Source organism: uncultured Dokdonia sp. (assembly GCF_947492815.1).
Taxonomy (GTDB): Bacteria; Bacteroidota; Bacteroidia; order Flavobacteriales; family Flavobacteriaceae; genus Dokdonia.
Genome location: NZ_CANLOB010000054.1, coordinates 1 through 7022, shown reverse-complemented (window position 1 = coordinate 7022; position 7022 = coordinate 1). Strand labels below are relative to the sequence as shown.

Below are 7022 nucleotides of genomic sequence, written 5' to 3'. Positions count from 1 at the left end.
AAAAATAGGAGCAAGCTTTCATATCAATTCTGTCTTTTCCCCAATTCTAAAAAGATGAACATATTCTCATTTTTTGCACCTTTAGGGACGGGGAAACAAAAAATAGGAGTAAGTTTTCATATCAAATGAAGGAGGTGTTAAAAAAGTTATTGGCTATTTGTAGTTTGCTTTTTGAAATAAAAATAGAGTAACACTCTAAAATAGAGTAGTACTCTATTTTGAGAAAAGGAGCATCATTTTTGACAATATGAAATTTGAATAACAAGATTATCTGTCTAAGGTAGGACATCGAAAAACAGTGCGTAGTTTCTTAGCTTCTTGTGTGATCTCTCCTAAGATCGAGATGACTGCATTCAATTTTTTAACAACATGAGATAGGAATGACAAGTAACATCAAATAGGTTCGTTTCCTCTTCGCGAACTTGTTTAGAATGACTAAAACCTACTCTCAAATCTAGATTTGAGTAGGTTCTATAAGGGTTTTGAACTTCTTTTGTACAACAATTAATTCCCACGATGGTGAGAATCTCATCCTTGTAAACAAAAAGAAACTATGAAAAATATCTTGTCACTAACTACGCTACTCTCCAGATTGAATATGTTTTTTCCCAATTCTAAAGAGTGAATATATTCTAATTTTTTGCACCCTTTAGGGATGGGGCAACAAAAAATGAATGGAATTTTTTACATCAAATATGTTTTTTCCCAATTCTAAAGAGTGAATATATTCTAATTTTTTGCATCCTTTAGGGATGGGGCAACAAAAAATGAATGGAATTTTTTACATCAAATATGTTTACCCTTTAGAGACAGGAAAATAAAAATCACAAACATTAAAACATGAAACACTGAACATGAAACACATACTAACAATACTCATTTTCCTCTTGACTACAACCCTTTTTGCACAACAAAAAGAAACACAACAGCTAGAAACCATCGATCAATTCTTAACAGATGAGTACCCAAAAAACGAACCTGGCGCTGTGGTCTTAATTTCAAAAGGAGATGACATCTTATTTCAAAAAGCATATGGCCTTGCTTCGCTAACTCCTAAACGAAAACTAAAAACTGATATGATCTTCAGAATAGGGTCTATGACTAAACAGTTTACTTCGGCAGCGGTATTACAATTGGTAGAGCAAGGGAAAGTATCCCTTTCAGATACGATTCAGCAATACGTGCCGTATTACCCTGTAAAAGAATACCCTATAACCATTCACCACTTATTATCACAAACATCAGGAGTTCCTGATTTTTTTGATGTAGATGAAGACGAGTTTCATTTACTTGCCAAAGAGTATACTCCAAAAGATATGATTGCCTATTTTAAAGATGAGCGGTTGCTTTTTGAACCAGGATCAAAATGGGCGTATAGTAATAGTAATTATTCTTTATTAAATGCAGTGATTGAAAAAGCGTCAGGCATGAAAAAAAGAACTTATATGGAGCAGTTTATTTTTAATCCGCTTGGTATGAAATCTAGTGCTATTGGAGATCCAGATCAAGTTAAAAAGAAGCGACTCGTCACAGGACACGCCGAAGATGTGCCAGGTATTTTTAAAGAAGGTCCGGCAATGTCTAACAGTGTTGGTGGTGTGAGATCTACAGCGTATGATTTGTTTTTATGGCATCGTGCATTACATGATAAAACCGTGTTGTCTGAATTTGTCGTCTCACAATTAACTACTGAAAAAAAGATACATTCTGGCGAAGGAACAGGCTATGGTTATGGTTTTTTTCTTAGAGAATTACAAGGAAGTCCAACCATACAACACGGAGGGAATTTATTTGGCTTTACTACCAATGGATTGTACTTGCCTGATGAAGATATCTTTGTGTGTGTGTTGTCTAATACCAAATTTGACAGGACGCCAGATATCGCTGATTATATAGGTAGTATATTGATTGATAAACCCATTGTTATTAAAAAGAAATCTGAAATTAAACGGGATGTCTATAAAGAGTACATAGGAATATATCACCTTAAAGAGGATGTGAATAAGCGTTTTGGAATAGAATTATTTGATACCATGTTGGTTATGGTACCTCTGGATGCAAGAGAAAATGCAGGGATTTTACGTCCTATTTCTGATGATTATTTTGAAAGTAAAGAAGCAAAAGCTACTATTACATTTACCAGAAATGATGCTCAAGAAGTTATAGGAATCACTGTCGAACAAAACGGAACCTATCATTTTGTAAGAATAGAATAGGAGGGCAATTTGGCAAGTTTTTGAGTTTTAAAGTTTGTTAAGTAAGTGCTTATCAGTTAGAAAGGAGAGATCGAGGGAGGTGTGCTATCTAATATATTCTCAAAAATAACATAATCATGTATTTTTATATGCAATACTAAGAGACGCATGTGTCATTGAGAGATGAATTCTTGAGATGTGAAGATTGTCTCTTTTCAACCTTGAGTCTTCTAATTGATATATTTCTTTTATACGCTTTCGCGAAAGCGTATACATTTACCTCCATTTTTTTACAACTACTAAAAAATAAACGATATAGTTTAATCTTATAGTACTTGTTGTGTTTAATAATTAATTATTATTGTTATTTAGAATTACGCTTCTTTAAAATGGATATAAGCTATTTTTGAAAATACTTGATGTATATAGTTGTTTTTAGTTTTTAAATAAAGGAGAACGCTTTTATTTGATTTTTTCACTTTTTAAGCCACATCAAATTCACTTACAAAATGCATCTTGACAGATGGATATTTTTGTTGTGTCATCTGAAGACTAAATGCAGAATCTGCTAAGAAAACCAACTGATCTCTTTTGTCTTTTGCCATAAAACGCTGTTTCACACGTAAGAATTCTTTAAACTCCTCACTTTTAGGGTCTTCTGGATCTACCCAACATGCTTTATGAACATTGAGAGGTTCATAGGTACATTTTGCACCATATTCATGTTCCAATCGATACTGAATAACTTCATATTGTAACGCACCTACAGTTCCAATGACTTTACGACCATTCAATTCTAATGTAAATAATTGTGCCACACCTTCATCCATAAGTTGGTCAATTCCTTTGGCTAACTGCTTGGATTTCATTGGATCAGCATTGTTAATGTACCTAAAATGCTCTGGAGAGAACGAAGGGATTCCTTTATAATGAATTTCTTCTCCAGAAGTTAATGTGTCTCCTATTTTAAAATTACCTGTATCGTGTAATCCTACAATATCACCAGGGTAGGAAATGTCTACAATTTGCTTGCGCTCTGCAAAAAATGCATTGGGACTTGAGAATTTTAGTTTCTTCTTATTACGTACATGTAAATAAGGAGTATTACGCTCAAATATGCCTGATACGATTTTTATAAATGCCAAACGATCTCGGTGTTTTGGATCCATATTGGCATGAATCTTAAATACAAAACCGGTAAATCCTTTCTCATCAGGATGTACTAAACGTTCTTCGCTCTCCTTAGGTCGTGGGGTAGGAGCAATTTCGACAAAACAATCAAGGAGTTCGCGCACTCCAAAACTATTAAGTGCAGAACCAAAAAATACAGGCTGTTGTTGCCCATTTAGATAAGCTTCTTTATCAAAATCAGGGTATACTCCTTGTACTAATTCAAGTTCTTCTCGTAGGTTTTCAGCAGCATCACTTCCTACAAGTTCGTCAAGTATCGTATCCTGAATGTCTGAAACTTCTACAGTTTCTTCTATGTTCTTTCTACTATCACCACTAAAAAGATTTACATTCTTTTCCCATATATTATAGATTCCTTTAAAATCATAGCCCATTCCTATAGGAAAACTTAAAGGTGTTACAGATAAATGTAGTTTTTGCTCTATTTCATCTAATAGTTCAAAAGCATCTTTTCCTTCTCGATCTAATTTATTGACAAATACAATCATAGGAATATTACGCATACGGCATACTTCTACCAGCTTTTCCGTTTGTTCCTCGACCCCTTTTGCTACGTCAATAACTACAATTACACTATCTACAGCGGTGAGTGTTCTAAAAGTATCTTCTGCAAAATCTTTATGCCCTGGTGTATCTAGAATATTGATTTTAGTTCCTTGGTATTCAAATGCTAATACAGATGTGGCTACAGAAATACCACGCTGACGCTCTATCTCCATAAAGTCACTTGTAGCACCTTTCTTGATCTTATTCGATTTTACGGCACCAGCTTCTTGAATAGCCCCTCCAAATAGTAATAATTTTTCTGTTAATGTTGTTTTACCTGCATCTGGATGCGATACAATACCGAAGGTTCTTCTTCTTGCAATCTCGTCTTTTACACTCATGAATGATAGCTAATTTTAAAGATGCAAATATAATGGAAACCTATGAGTAAAAAACTACGTATATACATTTGATAAACATAAAATCATGTTGCGATTAAAACGGATTAAAGATTATAGAGAGGCATTCAAAATGATATGATATATACTGTAAAATGGATCTTTTTTATTCCTGTAGGAATAATTCCTTTATGATATTTGATGGGAGGAAATATGTGATTTTAAACTGTTTTCATCAAAATAGGGTGATTTTTCATTTTTTAGTGAATTTTCAGTCGTACGCTTTCGCGAAAGCGTATGCAAATTGCTGAAATGACTGTAAATATTCGATTTTAAAAGCTTCATTAACATTTAACTGTGTTATTTTGGCAGGTATTTTTACGTGTGCCTGAATTCCGTACAAACACTTGAGGTAATACCGTAATTTGTGTAGTTCATCGATGATTTAGTCACAAAGGTCTAAAAACTAAAATAATACATTTTAAGTTAATATTAATCAGATATATTTGGGTCACCCAACTTGAGTATTAATAAAAAAAACAATTTATATAAGTATAAATGTAATTATTATGGTAGCATATAAAAATAGACATATAAATCTATTTGCTCTTGGGGACACTTCAATTATTACGACATTCAAAATATGTACGTACTGTTTTTAACTCTTAATAGAGATTAAGAATATTAGGCCCTCTGACAAATTACAACATAAGATATACAACAATAATGATACAGTAATCATCTTAACGTGAAAACTGTGTCGTAATTTTTATTTGATTACACTCATTAATGAAAAATAAATACAAGACGATATTCAATTCGAATAGTTTCAAATCCATTAAAGAATGGGTGTCATCTTTACACATATTTAATATGAAGACAAATTACTTTGATTTCAAAAAGCTACTCTTATTACGTAAGGAACCAGCAAATCAAACATTGATCCAGAAGGTGCGTTCTGCGCAGTCAGGAGCCTTTGAGAGTATGATGTTAAAAAGAATGATATTTGGTGCATTTGCATTATTGTTTTTTTCAACGTTTTCTGCGATAGCTCAAACACAAGCACCCTCTATTCAGTCTGGGGTTACTTTTCAGTGGTCAGATATACAAGATGTAGATGGTAACGGCGACATTAGTGGTACAGAAAATAATAGACCAGCTACAATTCAATCTGTAACTGTAGGAACAGAAGTTTATAATACATTTGTGGTGCCTTCTGCATATCAATTGACAAGGTTAGGTATAGGAAATGCAGCAAATGGAAATAATCCCAATGGTAATGCCCATAGTGTTAATGGAATTATTTTGAATTCAAATGAGGTTATCGGAACAAGTGTTAGTGCCACTCAAGATATAAATGATACCACTTCTGCTTGGGATAATGCTGCTATTACAGCATTTCAAGACCAGAATTTAAATCATTATTTTACTGCGAATCCTAATGGAGAAAATATTTGTTTGAATTTTGATGCTGCAAATGGAAATAATGGAGTTCCAGAGACAAACGCTCAGTTACAAACATTGTTCTATGATCCCGCCATACCTTCTAATGCAGATGGTATTATTGCCGTTACAGAAAGAGGAGGTAATAACTGTTATTATATCCGAATGATAGGAATACCTGCTGGTGGAGGACCAGAAGGTGTATTAGGAGATACATTTGTTAGAACAAGTGGTGACTTACGAGGTGGTGGTTTTTCGCCTCCTGCATCTGGTTCTGACTATTGGGGTTCGGGTAGAGAGCAAGATAATAGTCAAACAATAGCTATTGCTCTTTTTGAGTTAAATGATATCGCACCTACAGGATCTCAAATTACACGTGTAGAATTTGTAGCTGCTTCTAGAGATCATGGAGATGGTAAATTATTTATTCTTCAGACATACGCAGTAGACTCTCAAGACACTGGATGTTTAGATGATACATTTGAAGGAGATATTGACGTTGTTAATAATGTTCCTGAAAACTCTACATATACCTTATTGTCAGGACCCACACCAGCTGGATTGGATTTTACACTTAATACAGACGGTACATATTCATATACACCAACACCAGGTTTTATAGGTGAAATAGTATTTGATTATCAGGTATGTCTTCCAGCTCCCAATCAGAATGTATGTGATAGCGCAACAGTAACACTCACCTATGTTCCCTTACCAGACCCACCAGTTGTTGAGTTTAATTGTAATGATAATGGTCTTACAGATATTATTATTACCGCTCCGGTTGGTAATGAATTTCAATATTCGATAAATGGAGGTGCTTTTCAGTCTTCTCCAATTTTTGAAGATTTATCAGAAGGTGATTATGAGGTATTAGTACGTAATGCATTTACAAAATGTGAAAATGAAAATGCTACAATAATCACTATTGAAGATCTCGAAATAGATATTCCAATTGATGTTACTGATGTACTTTGTAATGGAGAAAATACAGGAGCTATAAATATTGAAGTTAGTGGAGGAACTCCTCCTTATACATATGTATGGAGTAATGGCGAGACAACAGAAGATATTAATGGGTTAAGTGCAGGGGATTATTCAGTTGTTGTAACTGATATTAATGGGTGTACAGTCGAAGCAAATGTCACTGTAAATGAACCTCAGAATCCACTTTCTATATCAGGTACAGCTACAGACATTTTATGTAATGGAGAAGATACGGGTTCTGTAGATATTACAGTAGATGGAGGAACTTCTCCATATACATATGAATGGAGTAACGGAGCTACAACCGAAGATATAGAAGATG

The 7022-nt window shown here is 33.9% G+C and carries 3 protein-coding genes; 2 read left to right on the top strand and 1 reads right to left on the bottom strand.

The genetic code is table 11. The features are described from left to right. The first annotated feature begins 854 nt into the window (after window positions 1–854). On the top strand, window positions 855–2216 hold the full coding sequence (locus tag Q1A01_RS23370; RefSeq protein WP_299685929.1) for a serine hydrolase domain-containing protein: 1362 nt from the start codon (window positions 855–857) through the stop codon (window positions 2214–2216). A gap of 461 nt (window positions 2217–2677) precedes the next feature. Here Q1A01_RS23370 and Q1A01_RS23365 read toward each other — a convergent pair whose 3' ends face one another. Then, window positions 2678–4273, bottom strand: a complete 1596-nt coding sequence (locus Q1A01_RS23365) for a peptide chain release factor 3 (protein WP_299685926.1) — start codon at window positions 4271–4273, stop codon at window positions 2678–2680. Between the two features lie 870 nt (window positions 4274–5143). On the opposite strand from Q1A01_RS23365, the gene Q1A01_RS23360 reads away from it, so the two are divergent. Continuing rightward, a partial coding sequence (locus tag Q1A01_RS23360; protein ID WP_299685923.1) for an Ig-like domain-containing protein occupies window positions 5144–7022 on the top strand: 1879 nt, incomplete at its 3' end.